Raw genomic sequence first — 18,299 nt, 5'->3', positions numbered from 1 at the left:
CCCGATCTGCCAACTGGTGCAGACTTCCAGGGCAGACCGGATTGGTGATGCAGTTCAGTTGAAACAGGCAGACCGTGTCGTAAACCGCTGGGGAGCGGTGGCACGGTCGCCAATAAAAAGGGGAAAACATGCGTCGTAAGGAACTCGCGCACGGGCTGCTGGCCCGCAGTGTGATGCTTGGCTTGTGCGTGATGGGGGCAACGGCCTGCGGTGGCGGCGGTGGCGGCGGAAACGTCCGCAGTGATCCACCGCCGGTGGGGCCAAGCGCGCCCAATCCGCCAACCAATCCGCCAGTCACGCCGCCCGTGACGCCGCCGGTCGAGCCACCGGTGACGCCACCGGTGACACCGCCGGTCGAGCCGCCTGTCACGCCACCGGTCGAGCCGCCGCCGGATCCTGCGCTGCGCTGGCATCTCAGCGTTACCGGCGCGGACAAGGCACAGGCTCGTGGCTTGTCCGGCAAGGGAGTTGCCATTGCATTCATCGATACCGGGCTGGACAGCGAAAGCCCTGCGTTGAAGGGGCGTATCGTTGCCGGGCGAATCGATACCAATCCGATGCGCAATGACTGGTCGGTCGACGACAAGGCGGGAGAGGGTACGCGGCACGCATCGATCGGCGCCGGCAGCAACGCCGGCGGTTTCGTCGGCGGCGTCGCCCCCGGGGCCAACCTGGTCGACTGGCGCCTGCTCGATGACGAACCGGTCGACGGCACTCGCACGCTGGGTTTGTCGACGCTACCGATGCAGGGCTTCGCTTGGGCGCAGGACAAGGCCAGGATCTACAACATCTCAGGCGACCTTCGCCGCTCGCTCACTGATGGCTATGGCGTCGTCGGCGATGTCTTCAGTTCGCTGGTGCTGCGCGACGACCCTGCCACCAATCCCTTGATGGTGGTGGCCCTGGAAAGGAACAATCTTTCCGAACTGCCCAACAACCCCGCCTCGGATCCGGCACTCAAGGGGAACTGGATCAACGTCACCGGCGTTTCGTCCAGCGATCCATCGAAGCTCCTGTCAGACGCTTGTGGCCAATCCAGGCAATTCTGCATGGCCGCGCCGCAGGACGTGATGGTGGTCGATCCGGCTACCGGCCAACTCGTCGCCGACAGCGACGTCGGCTACGCCGCTGCAATGGTGTCGGGGGCGGCCGCGATGGTGATGGAGGCGTTTCCGCAGTTCTCCAGCGCGCAGGTTCAGCAGGTCCTGCTGGGAGCGGCGACCGACCTGGGTGCGCCGGGCGTCGACCCGATGTTCGGGTGGGGGCTGTTGAATGTCGACAAGGCCGTCGGTGGACCTTCGACGTTCGCATGGGGAGATTTCGACATCTCGCTTGCAGCCGGTGACCGCGTCAAATTCCTCAATGGCATCAGCGGCGCGGGCGGGTTGGTCGTGGAAGGGCCCCTCAATTGGGTGGGGCCGGGAAGCACGGCGATCCTCTACATGATTGGCCCCTCCACCTACACCGGGCAGACGACGGTCCGCGGCCGGGCGGCGGTACTCAACGTGACCAACTCACTGGCTTCCCCGGTCTTGCTGACGGATGGTGGGCAGGCGTCCATCTCGGGTGGCACGTTCTCCGGCGATCTTCAGATCGACCACGGTGCCGGGGCAATCTTCAGCCCATTTCCGGAGCGGCTCACGCCACTGGTAGTCACCGGCGACATCACCAACAACGGTCGCCTCGAGTACAACACCACTTACGGCGAAGGCGAGTTCCAGGGCAGCCTGACGCAGACTGCTTCCGGTACTTACGGAATCCACCTCGGCGACGAACCGCTCAAGCTGCAAGGCAAAGCCCTGCTGGATGGCAACCTGACGATATACGATGCCCGCGACGGCTACGTGGCCCAGAGCCACGATGTCGTGCTGACGGCTGCACAAGGCGTGACGGGCAACTTCTCGTCGGTGAGTATCTACGGCGGATTGCTGCTGACTGCGACGCTCGGCCAGGACGCAAACTCGGTCTGGCTCGACGTTACGCGTACCTCTGCACTGGGTACGGCCACGGCTGCCGGGTTCGAGCCGACGGCCATCGCCAGTGGCGGTCGCATCGACAAGGCCTTCGATCAGATCGACAGCGGCAAGGCGCAGGGCGACGTGCAGTGGGCGGCGGCCAAACTGCAGGCCATCACCGATCCCGACGAGTTGCAGCGCACGCTGTCCAGCCTGTCAGGCGAGATCCACAACGCCGACACCATGTTCGCCATGGCCGCGATCGAGGGTTCCCGCAATTCGCTCGAGCAGCGTGTCGATGCGCTGCAGCGAGGCGCAATGGCTGGCGAATGGTCGGACAACCTGGCCAGTCGCAATGGCTGGGCGTCCTTCGATGCGTCCTCCAGCGGTTGGATCGTCGGCAACGACGCGCGCATCGGCGGCCACACCTTTGGCCTGTCGATGTCGTCACTCGATGGCGATGCACGCGGTGGTTCGGTACGCGACCGCGAGCGCAACCGCCAGTTCGATGGCCTGGCCTATGGCAACTGGCAGATGGGCACCGACGGTTACCTGCTCGGCAGTGTCGCGGTCGGTCACATGCAGCGCTGGATCCAGCGTGATGTTCGCCTCGGCGCCGATGCCTTCGGCCTGTCGTCCGACTACAGCCATCGCTACAGCGCGATCAACCTGCAGGCCGGCCGACACTTCAACTGGGGCAGGGCGACGCTTACGCCGTTCGTCGGCACCAGCGCCATGCAACTCGACCGCGATGGATTCAGTGAGCAGGGCGCCGGTGGTTTCGGCCTGACCAGTGACGCCGCGTCGATGATGGCGACGCAGGCCCTGGCCGGCCTGCGCGCTGCCAGCGCCTGGAACGCCATGGGCGCGCGCTGGTCGCTGCAAGGCAAGGTGGAGTGGCAGCAACTGCTGTCCAGTAGCGGCATGCAAGTGCAGGCGCGCTTCACCGGAGTCGATGGCTGGGCGCCGATCGTCGACGGCGCGTTCTTCGATCACGCCACGGTGATGGGGCTTGGCCTGAACACGGTCTTCGGCCGCAACCGCTTCAGCGTCGAGCTGGACAGTCGCGACGCGGGTGCCGATCGCTGGACCAGCGCGCAGCTCAACTGGCGCCGGAGCTTCTGAGTAGAACCGCTCCCTCCCCTGCATCGCAGGGGAGGGAGTGTCTTCAGTGCTTGTCGTTGAACAGCTCGCGCCCGATCAGCATGCGGCGGATCTCGTTGGTGCCGGCGCCAATCGCATAGAGCTTGGCGTCGCGCAGGATCCGGCCGGTGGCGAACTCGTTGATGTAGCCGTTGCCGCCCAGTGCCTGGATGCCTTCCAGCGCGACCTGCACCGCCGCTTCCGAGGCATGTAGCAGGCAGGAGGCCGCATCGACGCGGCTGCTGTGGCCGCTGTCGAAGTCGCGCGCTACCTGGTAGGCGAACGCGCGGCTGGACTGCAGCGAGGTGTACATGTCGGCGATCTTGCCCTGCATCAGGCCGAACGTGCCGATGGCGGCATTGAACTGCTTGCGCTCGCGCACGTAGGGCAGGGCGATGTCGAGGGCGGCCTGCATCAGGCCGATCGGCCCGCCGGTGAGCACCAAGCGCTCGGTGTTGAGTCCGCGCATGAGCACCTTGACGCCCTTGTGCACTTCACCGAGCACGTTCTCGTGCGGGATCTCGCAATCCTCGAACACCAGCTCGCAGGTGTTGGAGCCGCGCATGCCCAGCTTGTCGAGCTTCTGCGCGGTGGAGAAACCCTTCATGCCCTTCTCGACGATGAAGGCGGTCATGCACTGGCTGCCCGCGTCCTTGCCGGCGGTGCGCATGTAGACGATCAGCACGTCGGCCTCGGGGCCGTTGGTGATCCACATCTTGTTGCCGTTGGCGACCCAGACGTCGCCCTTGCGCTCGGCGCGGCAGCTCATCGAACCGACCACGTCGGAGCCGGCGCCTGGCTCGCTCATCGCCAGCGCGCCCTTCCACTCGCCGCTGCACAGCTTGGGCAGGTACTTGTTGCGCTGGGCTTCGTTGCCGTTGGCGTACAGGTTGCTGACGCACAGGTTGGAGTGCGCGCCGTAGCTCAGTCCGACCGAACCCGATGCGCGGGAGATTTCCTCCATCGCCACCAGATGGGCCAGGTAGCCCATCTCGCTGCCGCCGTATTCGCCCGGAACGGTGATGCCCAGCAGGCCCAGTTCGCCCAGCTTGGGCCACAGGTCCTGCGGGAACCAGTTCTCTTCGTCGATGTTGGCGGCCCGCGGTGCGATCTCCGCGTCGGCGAAGCGGCGGACCGCGTCGCGCAGTGCATCGATGTCGTCACCTAGTGAAAAACTGCGCATGCGGGCCTCGTCATGGGTTTACGGCGAATGGATCATTGGAAATGGACCAGCGGCCGCCCGTTGAGCGGCTGGATGTTGCGGTTGTTGCGGCGGTAGTGCGCCAGGAACGCGTCGATCTGCTGCTGCGACATTGTCACCGGTGCGGGCAGGACATACCACTCCACGTTCTCGGTCAGCGGCGGCGTGGTCAGCGAGCCCAGGTAGTGGTAATAGCCGCGCTGGCGGGGCAGCAGCCCAGCGATATCGATTTCAGGCTCCGCAGGCGCCGGCGTCTTGTGCGAGAGGTCATCCAGCAGGGTCTGGATCTGCGGATTGGCCGCGCCGGCCTGGTACATGACGCCGACCACGGCCAGGCGCCCGTCCTGGGCCTTGAACACGAAATGGCCCTCCAGCGGGTAGTGGCGGCCATCGATGGTGTGTTCGCTCTGCGCGTGGAAGTGGAACTGCGCGAGCATGAAGTGGCGGCCGCGGATGGTCGCCTGCGTGGCATGCGTCTCCACTTCCACGGCGTGGCCGTTGTCGACGACCGCCTCGACCGGCGCGCGGGTATGGGTGAACTTCAGCGCGCCCGGCTCGTTGCCGGCGGCGGGGACGGCGTCACGGGTGACGATGTCGATCGGCGACTGCGCCTTGTCGTGCGCGGCCTGCCATTGTTCCTGGTGGTCGTAATCGATCTTGCCGTCACCGGCGTGGGCGGTGATGGCGCACGTGAGGGTGAAGGCGAGGAGGGGGAACGTGGCGCGCATGGCGAGGACTCCGGGAGAGGGGCCGGTAGCTTGGACTGGCGCACTCGCCGACACACTAGGAGTCGTCTGAAACTCGAATACGACGACGGGGCCAGCGGCCCCGTCGAAGTGCGTGCGTCTTAGTGACCGCCGCGGATGCGACCCTGGAAGCGCGGGGCGCTGCGGCCCAGCGGCAGCTTGAGCTTGCCGATGGCGTTGATGCGCTCTTCGGCCAGGCGGTCGGCGGCGCGGTAGGTCGGGATCGCGTCACGCTCGGCGATCTCGAAGATGCGCGCGAGGTTGTGGTAGATCGTGCGCATCATGCGCATGGCGCGCTCGCGGTTGTAGCCGTCGAGTTCCAGCGCCACGTTCATCACGCCGCCCGCGTTCACCGCGTAGTCCGGTGCGTACAGGATGCCGCGCTTGGCCACTTCGTCGCCGATGGCGTTGTTGGCCAGCTGGTTGTTGGCGGCGCCGCAGATGACCTTCATCTTCAGGCGCGGCAGGGTGTTCTCGTTGACGGTGCCACCCAGCGCGCACGGCGAGTAGACATCGGCCGGCACGTCGTAGATCTCGTCCAGGCCAACGGCTTCGGCGCCGTACTCGGACACGGCCTTGTCGACCAGGCCCTTGTTGATGTCGGTGACGAAGATCTTCGCGCCGCGCTCTTTGAGCAGCTTCACGAACTCCATGCCGACATGGCCAAGGCCCTGCACGGCGTAGGAGTACTTGCCCACTTCCTCATCGCCGAAACGCTTGTTCAACGTCGCCATCAGGCCCTGCAGGGTGCCGTAGGCGGTGAACGGGGACGGGTCGCCCGAACCACCGTGGACCTGGTGCACGCCGGTGACGTACTCGGTCTCGCGGTAGACGTATTCCATGTCGTTGACGTCGATGCCGACGTCCTCGGCGGTGATGTAACGGCCGCCCAGTGCTTCGACGAACTGGCCGAAGGCGCGGAACAGCGCTTCGGACTTGTCGGCAGCCGGGTCGCCGATGATCACGGCCTTGCCGCCGCCGATGTTCAGGCCGGCGACCGCGTTCTTGTAGGTCATGCCGCGCGAAAGGCGCAGCACGTCATTGAGCGCGTCCTGCTCGGTCTTGTACGGCCACATGCGGGTGCCACCCAGGGCCGGACCGAGCACGGTGTTGTGGATCGCGATGATGGCCTTCAGGCCCGCGTCCTTGTTGTGGCAAAACACGACCTGCTCGTGGCCGAAAGTGTCCAGAGTTTCGAAAATCATCGGGTGCTCCGCTGCTGGCGTCAGGATTCGCGCGTCGCGCTATACGCCAACTGTGATGTGTAAGTAGTTGAATCGAAAAGGATTCGCCTCCGCAGCAGAGGGGAACCCCTCGCCACAGGCGCGACAGTCTAATCCAATCGACGGATACGCATACGTACGCGCCATGACCGGCAAAATGGCGACGTCGCCCGGATGCCTGTTCAGAAATTGCGGTAGGGCGCCTGCCGCAGCCACAGCGTGGCGAGCCACTTCACCCCGCGCTCCACGGGCAGGCCGGCGTGCAGCGAATCGACATCGGGCGTGCCGTCGGACTGGAGGTTGTCGAAGATGACCGCGCGGCCCGGGCGCGGAGCCACCTTGAGCCCGGACACCGGGAAATGCGTTTCGCCGCCGGCCTCGACCTCGTTGAGGTAGACGCAGATGGTGCGCAGGCGATTGCCGGCCTGCGGGCAGTCGCGCTCGATCGAGCCGGGCGGACGGTAGTCGCGGTGCGGACGGTATTCCTGGCCGGGTTCGTAACGCAGCACGGTCAGGTGTTCGGCGTGCGACAGCGGCACGCCGGCGGCACTGGCCATGCGCAGTTGCACGCTGCGCAGCGCCACGTCTTCCAGGATCGGATCGAGCGCGGCGTCGCTGCTGGTGCGGATCTGCATGGCCAGCGGCAGGCCGGTCTCGGGATCGACCGTCTGCGAGCGCTGCAGGCGCGATTCGGCGTTGGCGACCAGCAGGCGGCATTCGTCGGCGCTGAGCAGGCCGTCGATCGTCATCACCCGCGGCCGCAGCGACTGTCGCTTCGGCGTGACGGGGACGAGCACCTCTTCCAGCGACAGCGCTCCGGTATGGGTGCCTTCCGCGGCGTACTCGGGCACCGTGATCTCGGGCAGCGCGCCGATGCCGATGGCCTGCAGCTGCGACCAGATGTCGCGTGCCGCCAGTGGCTGGCGGGCGCAGCCTTCGCCGCGCGCCAGGCGTTCGGCCAGCAGTCGTGCCGCCACCGCGTCGCCATGGCCGGCGGCCAGCTCCAGCATCTGTATGCAGCGGACCTGGTCGACCTCGCCGGGCTTTCGGCCGAAGTGGATGGCCGCCGCGCGCAGCGCCGGTGGATAGTTGGCGCGGATCGCCCGCAACAGGCGCTCGTTGATGCGGCCGTCCCGCGGCAGGGCGAAACCGCCCAGTGCCACCAGCGCCAGGAAGTAACTGGCGATCGGGCTGCCCGCGTGTTCGGCGCGCAACAACCAAGCGCTGGCCAGTTCGGCATCGGCCTCGCAGCCGACGCCATATAGCAACATGCGCGCGCATTCGATCTGGGCATTGGCGAGGCCGGCTTCGGCGGCGCGACGGTGCAGGACGAATGCCTCTTCGAGCTCATGCCGGATCACCAGCGCCGTCGCAAGCTGATAAAGCGCTTGCGGCGAACCGTGGTGGTCCTGGCGGCGCAGCTCGAGGAGGGCGGTGTCGTCTGACATATGCAGTTTGAGTGTAGCCAGAACCCGTGGGGCTGCGCAGGGGTGGTCTGGGGGATGACGGGGGATGCGCGAAGGGGCGGCCAGTGGGCGAGTGGACAGGAACCGTGCAGGGCCTGAATGCCCGACGCGCTACAATCCGCATTCGATCGTTTCCGTATTGAGCGCGTCATGAGCACCCCTGCCAGCCCCCTCCCCGAAACCGCCGTCGAGACCAGCCCGCTGCGTTTCGTCACCGCCGCCAGCCTGTTCGACGGCCACGACGCCGCCATCAACATCATGCGCAGGCTGATCCAGGGGCAGGGCGCCGAGGTCATCCACCTCGGCCATAACCGCTCCGTCGAGGACGTGGTCCGCGCCGCATTGCAGGAAGATGCCGACGGCATCGCCCTGTCGTCCTACCAGGGCGGCCACGTCGAATACTTCAAGTACATGGTCGACATGCTCGCCGAGCGTGGCGCCTCGCATATCCGCGTGTTCGGTGGCGGTGGCGGCACGATCACGCCGGAGGAAATCCGCGAGCTGCAGGGCTACGGCGTCGAGCGCATCTACCACCCCAACGACGGCATGCACATGGGCCTGGTGGCGATGATCGAGGACGTGATCCGTCGCGCCAACGATGCCCGCAAGGGTGCCAAGACGCCCGAGCATGCGCCCGACAAGGACGATGAAATCAGCATCGGCCACATGCTCTCGGCGATCGAGGAAGGCCTGCTCGACGAATCGCAGCTCTCGCACCTGCGCAAGCAGTGGCACCTGGCCGGCGGCAAGACCCCGGTCATCGGCATCACCGGCACCGGCGGCGCCGGCAAATCGTCGGTGACCGACGAATTGCTCAACCGCTTCCTCGCCAGCTTCCCGGAGATGCGCATCGCCGTGATCTCGGTCGACCCGACCCGTCGCCGCACCGGCGGCGCGCTGCTGGGCGACCGCATCCGCATGAACTCGCTGCGCTCCAAGCGCGTGTACATGCGCTCGATGGCGACGCGCCGCCAGCACGCCGCGACCAACACTGTGCTCAAGGACTGCATCGGCTTCCTCAAGGGGCTGGGCTACGACCTGGTGATCGTCGAGACCGCCGGCATCGGCCAGTCCGATTCGGAGATCGTCGACCTGGTCGACTTCCCGATGTACGTGATGACCAGCGACTTCGGCGCGCCGAGCCAGCTGGAGAAGATCGACATGCTCGACTTCGCCGAGCTCGTCGTGCTCAACAAGTTCGACAAGCGCGGCGCCGAGGATGCGCTGCGCGACGTGCGCAAGCAGTGGAAGCGCAATCGCGTCGCCTTCCAGACCAAGGACGAGGACGTCCCGGTCTACCCGACCATCGCCAGCCAGTTCAACGACCCCGGCATCAGCTGGATGTTCGCCAACCTGTGCCGCCTGCTGCGCGAGAAGCTGTCGCTGCCGGCCGAGAAGTGGACGCCGCAGATCGACACCTCGCTGAAGGAGCCGCGCGCGACCGTGCTGATCCCGGGGGCGCGCGTTCGCTACCTGGCCGAGATCGCCGAGCAGGGCCGCGGCATCAACGCGCAGATCGAGACGCAGGCGGAAGTGGCCGACCGCGCGCAGAGCTATTGGCAGTCGCTCCATGACCTGGGCGACGAGAGCCTGCCCAAGGCGCTGGACCTGTTCGCTGCCGATGCCCTCACCAACGGTGGCGACAAGACGCTGCTGACGCTGCGCCAGCGCTACAACGACGCCATCCAGTCTCTCAGCTCCGACGCCCTCAAGCTGCTGCGCGGCTGGCCGGCGCGCCTGAAGTCGATCACCGACGAGGTCAACGAGTACCAGGTCCGCGACAAGACCATCCGCGTCGAGAACTACCGCGAGTCGCTCAGCCACCAGAAGATCCCGAAGATCGCCGCGCCGACCTACAAGAGCTGGGGCGAGCTGCTGACCTTCCTGCAGAAGGAAAACCTGCCGGGCTACTACCCGTACACCGGCGGCGTCTACCCGTACCGCCGCACCGGCGAGGACCCGATCCGCATGTTCGCGGGCGAGGGCACGCCCGAGCGCACCAACCGCCGCTTCCATTACCTGTCTGTCGGCCAGCCGGCCGCGCGCCTGTCCACCGCCTTCGACAGCGTCACGCTGTACGGCGAAGACCCGGCCGTGCGCCCGGACATCTTCGGCAAGATCGGCAACTCCGGCGTCAACATCGCCACCCTGGACGACATGAAGAAGCTGTACTCCGGCTTCGACCTGTGCGCGCCGAGCACCTCGGTGTCGATGACGATCAACGGCCCGGCGCCGATCATCCTGGCGATGTTCATGAACACCGCCATCGACCAGCAGGTCGAGAAGTACCTGCGCGCCGACCAGTCACGCTGGGACGTGGCGCACGACAAGATCGAGGCGATGTTCGCCGGCCGCCAGCGCCCGACCTACAGCGGCATGCTGCCGGAGACCAATGACGGCCTCGGCCTGGGCCTGCTGGGCGTGACCGGCGACCAGGTCGTCGACGCCGAGACCTACGAGAAGATCAAGGCGCACACGCTGGCGACCGTGCGCGGCACCGTGCAGGCCGACATCCTCAAGGAGGACCAGGCGCAGAACACCTGCATCTTCAGTACCGAGTTCGCCCTGCGCATGATGGGCGACATCCAGCAGTATTTCGTCGACCGCAGCGTCCGCAACTTCTACTCGGTGTCGATCTCCGGGTATCACATTGCCGAAGCCGGCGCGAACCCGATCAGCCAGCTCGCCTTCACCCTGAGCAACGGCTTCACGATCGTCGAGTACTACCTCGCGCGCGGCATGAAGATCGACGACTTCGCGCCGAACCTGTCGTTCTTCTTCTCCAACGGCATGGACCCGGAATACACCGTCATCGGTCGCGTCGCCCGCCGCATCTGGGCACGCGCGATGCGCGAGCGCTACGGCGCCAGCGCCCGCAGCCAGATGATGAAGTACCACATCCAGACCAGCGGCCGCTCCCTGCACGCGCAGGAGATCCAGTTCAACGACATCCGCACCACGCTGCAGGCGCTGTATGCGCTGTTCGACAACTGCAACAGCCTGCACACCAACGCCTACGACGAAGCGATCACCACGCCGACCGAGGAAAGCGTGCGCCGCGCCGTGGCGATCCAGATGATCATCAATAAGGAACTGGGCCTCAACTTCAACGAGAACCCCTGGCAGGGCAGCTTCATCGTCGACAAGCTCACCGACATCGTCGAGGAAGCCGTCTACAAGGAGTTCGAGGCGATCAGCGAGCGCGGCGGCGTGCTCGGCGCGATGGACACGATGTACCAGCGCGGCAAGATCCAGGAAGAGAGCCTGTACTACGAGCACAAGAAGCACGACGGTTCACTGCCGCTGATCGGCGTGAACACCTTCCTGCCGAAGGACCACGGCGGCGACATCGTCACCGAGATCGAGCTGATCCGGAGCACGGAAGGGGAGAAGGGGCAGCAGATCGAGAACGTCGCCGGGTACCAGGGCAACCGCAATGGCTATGCGACTGACGGCCTGAAGTCGCTACAGGCGACGGCGCGCGAGCGGCGGAATGTGTTTGCCAGCCTGATGGAGGCGGTGAAGACGCATAGCCTGGGGCAGATCAGTCATGCGCTGTATGACGTGGGTGGCGAGTATCGCCGCAACATGTGATTGACAGAGGGCCCGCGCAAGCGGGCCTTCTCTTTCCGGAAGAACGCGAATGAAACGTTGCGTGCTGGTGAGGCCGCAACCGGGGAGATGTAATGAAAGGGCTCAAGCCAGTGAGTCGCCGCCATGACGATTCACTTTCGCGTGTCGGTTGGGAACAGTTCGAGGCGCTCGTTGCGGGCTACTATCGAAGCCAGGGGTTCCAGGTTGAGCACGTGGGGACGGGAGAGACCGGTCGCGACTCCGACGGTGGCGTCGACCTGAAGCTCAGACGCGGCGAAAGCTACATCCTGGTCCAATGCAAGCGCTGGACGGCGATGAAGGTCCCGCACAACGCCGTGCATGAGTTGCTGGGGATCATGGTCAACCAGGGTGCGACCGGTGCCATCCTGATCACCAGCGGCGAGTTCACGAAGGCAGCGATCGAGGCGGCGTCACGGCAACGAGATTTCAAGTTGATTGATGGGCATGAGCTTCGGGTCATGCTTGGACCCGTGCCGGATTCGGCGCTCGACTCGTTGGCGCGGTGGCGTGCTCCTGCGCCGAAAATGGCAGGAAAGGCCGCTTCGGGTCTGGGGCGGGCCATGGTGGCGAAGCTGGTCATTGCTGGCCTGTTTCTGGTCTTCGTAGTGCTGGTGGCCCAGTACCTGCAGAGTGTCATCCTGTCGCTCCCGGCAGCCGTTGAACCCCGTCCAGGCACTTTGACACAAGTGGCAGAGCGGTCCACTCCGGTCATTTCCCCAACTGTGCAGGTGGATGCGGATACGTGCCAGGAACTGATCGACAAGCCGTCCGGTACCTACATCGATCATTGCGCCAGCGGAAAAGCACCGCAGCCGCTCTCAGAGGCACAGCTCAGGGAGCAGCAGCGCAGGGCGGATGCGGCCATGAAGGTGATTGCGGATAGCACGCCGGAGCTGTGATGCACCCGCTCCGTCAACCCCTCTTCCGCAAGGGAAGAGGGGCTTCGGCTTGATTGGGGATTACTGCTTTGCGTTTTGCTTCACCCATTCCTCGCCGCGACGCTTCATCTCGTCGTCGCTGATGTCCTCGACGTGGGTGCCCAGCATCCACTTATGACCGAACGGGTCTTCGACCGTGCCGACACGGTCGCCCCAGAACTGATTCTCGACCGGCTGGATCACCTTGGCGCCGGCCTTGACTGCTTTCTCGACCGCAGCGTCGGCATCGGGCACATAGATCATGAAGCTGCCTGTCGCGCCACCGCGCGTCTTCGGGCCGAGGGCGTCCCATTCGGGCCATTCGTCCGAGAGCATCAGGCGGGAGTCGCCGATCTGCAGTTCGGCGTGGCCGATCTTGCCGTTCATCGGCAGGCGATAGGTTTCCTTGGCGTCGAAAGCGTTGTGGTAGAACTCGAGCGCCTTGGCGGCGTCGTTCACCACTACCGAAGGCGTGATGCTGTGGTAGCCGCGCGGAGTGGGGTTTGTGGTTGCCATCTCTCATGCTCCTGGGAATGACGATGCTTGAACATGCATCGCCCACCATTAGGCCGCGATGGCCGTAAACCCGGCGCATAAGTTCGGTTGCAGAAATCTAAACGGCGCGAACCGCGCATGACTGCGAGCGGCAAAATAAAACCGCCCGCTGTTGGGCGGGCGGTTCTCCGGTTCATGTAACGCAGGTGCGTGGATCGCGATTACTTCGCGCCGCCCTGTACGCCCTTGTCGACCACCAGCTTCACGTCGACCTTGCGCGCGTTTGCGTTGCTGCCCGAGCCCGCATCCGCTGCAACGCCCATGCCGGCCGGCGCGCGGACGCGGCCGGGCTGCAGGCCTCCCTGCTGACGCAGGTAGTTGGCGACTGCGGCGCCGCGCGCGGTGCTCAGGCGCTGGTTCGCTTCCGGGTTGCCGGTGGAGTCAGTGAAGCCCTGCATCACGATCTGGTAGTTCTTGGTCTCCTTGGCCTTGGCGGCCAGGGCATCGAGGTCTGCCTTGCCTTTCGCGGAGATCTTCGAGCTGCCCGAGGCGAACAACACTTCGGCGGTGGCGAGTGCCTCGTACGTGCCGAAGTCGTCGATACGCTGTGCGTTGGCGTTGGCCAGGGCGCTGGTCGGGGCCACGCCGGCCTCGACCTGTTGCGCGGTCTTGAAGTCTTCGGACTTGAACGAGATCTCGGTGGCGTTGAAGCCGCTGCCGGCGGCGACCACGTCGGCGCTGATCGGCAGGCCGGGGATCAGCGCGCCAGGTTCGACCTTGGAATGGATCACGCCGGTCAGGCCCTTGGTCTTCTTCAACTTGGTGTCGGGCGAGACGGTGATGGTCTGCACGGCGTTGTTGCCGTCCTTGACGGTGAGGGTGTTGCCGTCGACGGCGGTGATCAGGCCCTTGATCTTGCTCTTGTCGCCGTCGGCGGCGAATGCCGAGGTAGCGGCAAGGATGGTCACCAGGGCAGTGGCGAGCATCATGTTTTGCGGCTTGCTGGTCTTCATGGTCATTCCCTTTGAGTTGGATGTGCGTCTGACGCCAAACCACCGTCCTTGCCTTATGCCGCCGGTTCCGCAGGGCCCGCGTCGGGAGCCCGATCGGCCGGTTGCCCGGGGCCCGGAAGGGCCGCAATCGGGGGCGGCGCGTCATTAGCTCCCTTGCGGGGTAAAGGGGGTGTGAGGCGCGCAGAGCAGGGGTAACGCAGGCAGGCGGATGTCGGAGCAGTGTTAAAGTTGCGGCCCCATTCGTGATCCCCCAGCGAGCTGCGCATGACTGTCCAGGCCTTCTATCCCATCGGCATTCCCGGGCAACCCTGGGGCGACGCGGAGCGGGCCGAATGGTTGTCGCGACAGGTGCGCCATCGCAGTTTCGACGCCGAGGTGCGCGGCAAGATCGAAGGCCTGGGTTCGCGCTTCGACGTGGTGCAGTACGGCGAGCTGAACTACGGTGCCGACAGCTACCCGCTGCTCGCCATCAAGAGCCGCGACTGGAACGGGGAGCTGCCCACGGTGCTGGTCACCGGCGGCGTCCACGGCTACGAGACCAGTGGCGTGCATGGCGCGCTGGAGTTTGTCGACCTGCATGCCCACGGTTACGCGGGCAAGGTCAATCTGCTGGTCGCGCCCTGCATCAGCCCCTGGGCTTACGAGCGCATCCATCGCTGGAACGCCAGTGCGATCGACCCGAACCGTTCGTTCCGCGACGACAGCCCGGCCCACGAATCGGCCGCGCTGATGCAACTGGTGGCGCCGGTGCGCGACAGCGTGCTGGTGCATATCGACCTGCACGAAACCACCGACAGCGATGAGTCCGAGTTCCGTCCGGCGCTGGCGGCGCGTGATGGCAAGCCGTTCGAGCCGGGCGAGATCCCGGATGGCTTCTACCTGGTTGACGACAGCGAACACCCGCAGCCGGGCTTCCAGCAGGCGGTGATTGCGGCGGTGGAGAAGGTCACCCACATCGCCCCGGCCGACGACAAGGGCGAGATCATCGGCTCGACCGTGGTCGCGCACGGTGTCATCGAATACCCGCTGCGCAAGCTCGGCCTGTGCGCGGGCGTCACTGACGCGCGCTACAAGACCACCACCGAGGTCTACCCCGACAGCCCCCGCGCCACGCCAGCGCAGTGCAATGCCGCGCAGGCGGCGGCGGTGTGCGCGGCGATCGATTACGCGCTGGCACACCCGCAGGGGTAACGGTTCTCCCCGGCGGATCTGTGCCGGAACCCGCTGTCGGCGACCCACGCCCCGCGCTATCCTCCGGCCGGGGACGGGCCCTTGGCCCGGAGCAGTAGCAACAGGGGGATGTCGCATGCAGCAGGGCATGTCCGGCGGGCAGCGCCGGGGGCTGGTCGGGAAATGGCGGGCGCTGTTCGCCCTGGCACTTTTGCTGCTGGCGCTGGACTGCGCCGCGATGCGCAAGATCGATCCGGGCGAGGATCCGAAGCTGGCCGCCGACGAAGGCCTGGTGGTGCTGTCGGTCGATGCCAGCGCGCCGATCCTGGCAGTTCGCGTGCGCGACGACGATGGCGTCGTCGCGGTGCTCAACTACATCGGCCTCGGTCGCAACGTCAGCCTCTACGCCGCCAAGGCCGGCGAGTACCGCTGGGCGGAGATGGACCTGGGAAGCTGGCGCTGGCGGATGCGCTACACCCTCACGTCCGACGAGTACCGGTTCAAGGTCACCGCCGGCAAGATCGTCTACCCGGGCGACCTGATCCTGCGCCCGATGAGCTGGTCATCGACGCGGTTCCATATCGCCAACCGCTCGTTGCCGATCATCGACTGGCTGGAGAAGGAACACGCCGCGCTGTATCCGCGCATGAAGTTCGAATACTCCGGCCTGTACCCGGATCCGTTCCCGGAGTTCTATCGCACCGCGCGCGCCGGCAACACCACGCCGTCCGACAAGCTCAATGGCGGTCGCGAGCCGCCCAAGCCCATCGCCGTGCCGATTCCGGCCGAAGTGATGTGGAAGCCCAACCGCGTGACCGAGGTCGCCCTCAATCCGGTCGGTGACCTGCTGGCCGAGGCGGTCCGCGACGACGACGGCAACTGGGGCGTCAACCTCGTCGACCTGGCCGAAGGCGTCGTGCAGCGCCTGGCTACGTCGTCCTTCGGGGCCGACGAGCTGGTGTGGAAGGACAGCCGCACGCTCATCGCCGGCACCGGCGACGACGAGACCAGCTACACCGTGTTCCGCATCGGAGCCACCAGCAACGGCAAGCGCAGCTTCAAGCGCCTGCCGATCGGCGGCACGGGCAACATCGTCGACATGCTGCCGGGTGAGCCCGACTTCATCCTGATGGAGGGCTACGACAGTCGCGGCGAGCTGGTCGTGCACCGCGTCGAGCTGGTCGGTGACCGCGAGATCTCCGGTTTCCGCACCGCCAAGAGTCGCGATCGCCTCAACGTCGGTGTCAGCAAGGACGTGGCGTGGTTTGCCGACGGCAGGGGCCAGCTGCGTGCGGCCGTGGTCATCCGCGACGACACGGCCACGCTGGTGCACGGCGGCAATGGCAGCTACCAGGAAGTCCTGCGTTCACAGGCCGATGGCGGCTTCACGCCGGCCGGGCTGTCGTTCGATGGCAACACGATCTATGGCTACACCGATGACGAGCGCGGCCAGCGCGACCTGGTGGCGTTCGATCCTGCCACGCGCAATGTCTCGCGCACGGTCTTCAGCAAGCCCGGCGTGGACATCCGCAGCGCGATCTTCAATGAGCAGCGCGAGCCGGTGGCCGTGCGCTACTACCAGTCCGGTCGCCTGGTCACCGAGTACTTCGACGAGGCCAACCGCAATCTCGACAAGACCCTGCACGCGGCGTTTCCGGGGCGCACGGTCGCGGTGCTGCACCGTAACCGCGACAACCAGCAGCTGATCCTGTGGGTGGACGCGACCGATCATCCGCCGGAGCTCTATCACCTGGACATGGCGCACAAGCGCGCTTCGCTGCTGGAGGCAGTGGCGCCGCAGCTGGCTGACCTGACCTTCGCGCCGGCGCACGTGCTCAACGTGAAGAGCAGCGACGGACTGCAGGTCGAAGCTTTCCTGACGCTGCCGCCGGGCAGCGGCAAGCGCCCGCTGGTGGTGTTCCCGCACGGCGGCCCGATCGGCGTCAGCGATCGCCTGACGTTCAATCGCGAAGTGCAGTTCGTCGCCGCGCAGGGCTATGCAGTGCTGCAGGTGAATTACCGCGGTTCCGAGGGCTACGGCAAGGCGTTCCGCGAGGCCGGGCACCGCAACTACGGTCGCCTCATCGAAGACGACATCGACGCGGCGATTCGTGCCGCCGTGGCGGCGTATCCGCTGGACGAGTCGCGCATGTGCACGCTGGGCGCCAGCTACGGCGGTTACTCGGCGATGGTCTCGGCCGTGCGCTGGCCGGGCCGATTCCGCTGTGCGATCTCTCTGTCGGGCCTGAGCGACCGCGCCTTGTTCTTCACCGCCAGTGACGGCGCGCGCTCGGCGCAGTCGCGGCCGCTGCTGGAACGCGTCATGGGCGATCCGCGCACCGACATGGCCGAGATGCAGGCCACCTCGCCGCTGTATCACTTCCGCGAGCTGACGCTGCCGGTGATGCTGTTGCACGGCCGCGAGGACGTGCGCGTGGATTTCGAGCACACGCGCCGCCTGGTGCGCATGTTCAATCTCGAGCAGCACCCGCCGGTGTTGCTGGCGTTCCCGGACATGGGCCACGGATTCTCCGATCGCGTCGCCATCGATATCGCCTGGACCGGCATTGCAGGCTTCCTGCAGCAGAACCTTGGCAGCACACCGGCGATTGCCGATGCCGAGGCGAAGGCCAAGGCGGCGCCGGTCGTGACCGCGCCCGCGGCGGCGGTGTCAGGGCAGGGCGGCGGCAAGTAGCCCGCGGCGCATGAGAAAAGGGCCGGGGTGAAAGCACCCGGCCCTTGCAGCCATCACTTGAACACCAGCTCGCGGACCATCATCTGGCCGAGCAGTTCGCGCATCACTACGCGCTTGCCGGAAGCTTCATCGGCTTCCTTGTAGTTCATCTTGGTGACCTTGGTCTGGATCGCGTCCATCTTTTCGTCGATGCCATCGAACGCGGCCATGTTGGGGTACGTCACCACCAGGTACAGGTCCGGTTCGCTCGGGTTGTGGGCCTGGGCGCCGTAGACGTGGAAGTCAGTGACCAGTCCCGTCTTCTTGGCTTCTTCCATGGCCCGACGCCAGTTGGCGTTGAGGTAGCTCATGTAGTTCTCGAACTGGCCGTCGACCACCTTGATCGACGAGACGATGGTGACGGGTCCGTCCGCGTAGGGGCGCTGCTGCGCCTGTGCCGACACCGCGAACAGTGCCATCAGCAGGCAAGCCAGCCACAGATTGAAACGCTTCATAAGACCTCCTCGATGACGCGTGGCCGTGCGGACACCCGCGCGGCGTGACCGCCGGCCAGGCCGCCGATCGCATGAGGCTGAACGCGGACGGCCTGGGTGGTCGGTCAAGCGCCTGCGCCCTCGGCTGTCCGTGCCAGCGAACGCAGCACGTTGGCCGGGGAGTACG

12 protein-coding genes are annotated in these 18,299 nt (G+C 66.0%); 5 read left to right on the top strand and 7 right to left on the bottom strand.

All coding sequences use genetic code 11. The features are described 5' to 3' along the window. Positions 1-128 precede the first annotated feature (128 nt). On the top strand, positions 129-3,080 hold the full coding sequence (locus HIV01_RS06800; protein ID WP_200605661.1) for an autotransporter domain-containing protein: 2,952 nt from the start codon (positions 129-131) through the stop codon (positions 3,078-3,080). 43 nt (positions 3,081-3,123) lie between these two features. On the opposite strand, the gene HIV01_RS06795 is transcribed toward HIV01_RS06800, so the two are convergent. The 4 genes from HIV01_RS06795 to HIV01_RS06780 all read right to left on the bottom strand — a co-directional run bounded on the left by HIV01_RS06795 (position 3,124) and on the right by HIV01_RS06780 (position 7,716). Further along, a complete protein-coding gene (locus tag HIV01_RS06795; protein WP_200605660.1) occupies positions 3,124-4,281 on the bottom strand; it encodes an isovaleryl-CoA dehydrogenase in 1,158 nt (385 codons plus the stop codon). 32 nt (positions 4,282-4,313) lie between these two features. Continuing rightward, positions 4,314-5,027: a carbonic anhydrase gene (locus HIV01_RS06790; protein ID WP_200605659.1), complete on the bottom strand. Its 714-nt coding sequence runs from the start codon at positions 5,025-5,027 to the stop codon at positions 4,314-4,316. 119 nt (positions 5,028-5,146) lie between these two features. Continuing rightward, positions 5,147-6,250: a Glu/Leu/Phe/Val dehydrogenase dimerization domain-containing protein gene (locus tag HIV01_RS06785; protein WP_200605657.1), complete on the bottom strand. Its 1,104-nt coding sequence runs from the start codon at positions 6,248-6,250 to the stop codon at positions 5,147-5,149. Positions 6,251-6,450: 200 nt separating this feature from the next. Further along, positions 6,451-7,716, bottom strand: coding sequence for a 2OG-Fe(II) oxygenase (locus tag HIV01_RS06780; protein WP_207527121.1), 1,266 nt, complete (start codon positions 7,714-7,716; stop codon positions 6,451-6,453). Positions 7,717-7,884: 168 nt separating this feature from the next. On the opposite strand from HIV01_RS06780, the gene HIV01_RS06775 reads away from it, so the two are divergent. Both HIV01_RS06775 and HIV01_RS06770 read left to right on the top strand, forming a co-directional pair. Beyond that, positions 7,885-11,328, top strand: coding sequence for a methylmalonyl-CoA mutase family protein (locus HIV01_RS06775; protein WP_200605648.1), 3,444 nt, complete (start codon positions 7,885-7,887; stop codon positions 11,326-11,328). Positions 11,329-11,420: 92 nt separating this feature from the next. Then, on the top strand, positions 11,421-12,248 hold the full coding sequence (locus HIV01_RS06770; RefSeq protein WP_200605647.1) for a restriction endonuclease: 828 nt from the start codon (positions 11,421-11,423) through the stop codon (positions 12,246-12,248). A gap of 60 nt (positions 12,249-12,308) precedes the next feature. Here the strand turns inward: HIV01_RS06770 and HIV01_RS06765 are convergent, their stop codons facing one another. Next, entirely contained in the window at positions 12,309-12,782 is a 474-nt protein-coding gene (locus HIV01_RS06765) for a VOC family protein (RefSeq protein WP_200605646.1), read from the bottom strand. A gap of 200 nt (positions 12,783-12,982) precedes the next feature. Further along, positions 12,983-13,774, bottom strand: coding sequence for an OmpA family protein (locus HIV01_RS06760; protein WP_200605645.1), 792 nt, complete (start codon positions 13,772-13,774; stop codon positions 12,983-12,985). A 264-nt stretch (positions 13,775-14,038) separates the two neighbouring features. Between HIV01_RS06760 and HIV01_RS06755 the strand changes: the two genes are divergently transcribed. Continuing rightward, positions 14,039-14,965 carry a M14 family metallopeptidase gene (locus HIV01_RS06755; RefSeq protein WP_200605644.1) on the top strand — a complete coding sequence of 309 codons (927 nt, stop codon included), beginning with the start codon at positions 14,039-14,041 and terminating at the stop codon, positions 14,963-14,965. Between the two features lie 115 nt (positions 14,966-15,080). Then, positions 15,081-17,639 carry an alpha/beta hydrolase family protein gene (locus HIV01_RS06750; protein ID WP_200605643.1) on the top strand — a complete coding sequence of 853 codons (2,559 nt, stop codon included), beginning with the start codon at positions 15,081-15,083 and terminating at the stop codon, positions 17,637-17,639. 53 nt (positions 17,640-17,692) lie between these two features. Here HIV01_RS06750 and HIV01_RS06745 read toward each other — a convergent pair whose 3' ends face one another. Beyond that, positions 17,693-18,133 (bottom strand): hypothetical protein, encoded by a 441-nt coding sequence (locus HIV01_RS06745; protein ID WP_200605642.1) that lies wholly within the window; start codon positions 18,131-18,133, stop codon positions 17,693-17,695. Between the last annotated feature and the right edge of the window lie 166 nt (positions 18,134-18,299).

The organism is Lysobacter arenosi (assembly GCF_016613475.2).
Classification (GTDB): domain Bacteria; phylum Pseudomonadota; class Gammaproteobacteria; order Xanthomonadales; family Xanthomonadaceae; genus Lysobacter_J; species Lysobacter_J arenosi.
This window is presented reverse-complemented; position numbering and strand designations above follow the sequence as displayed.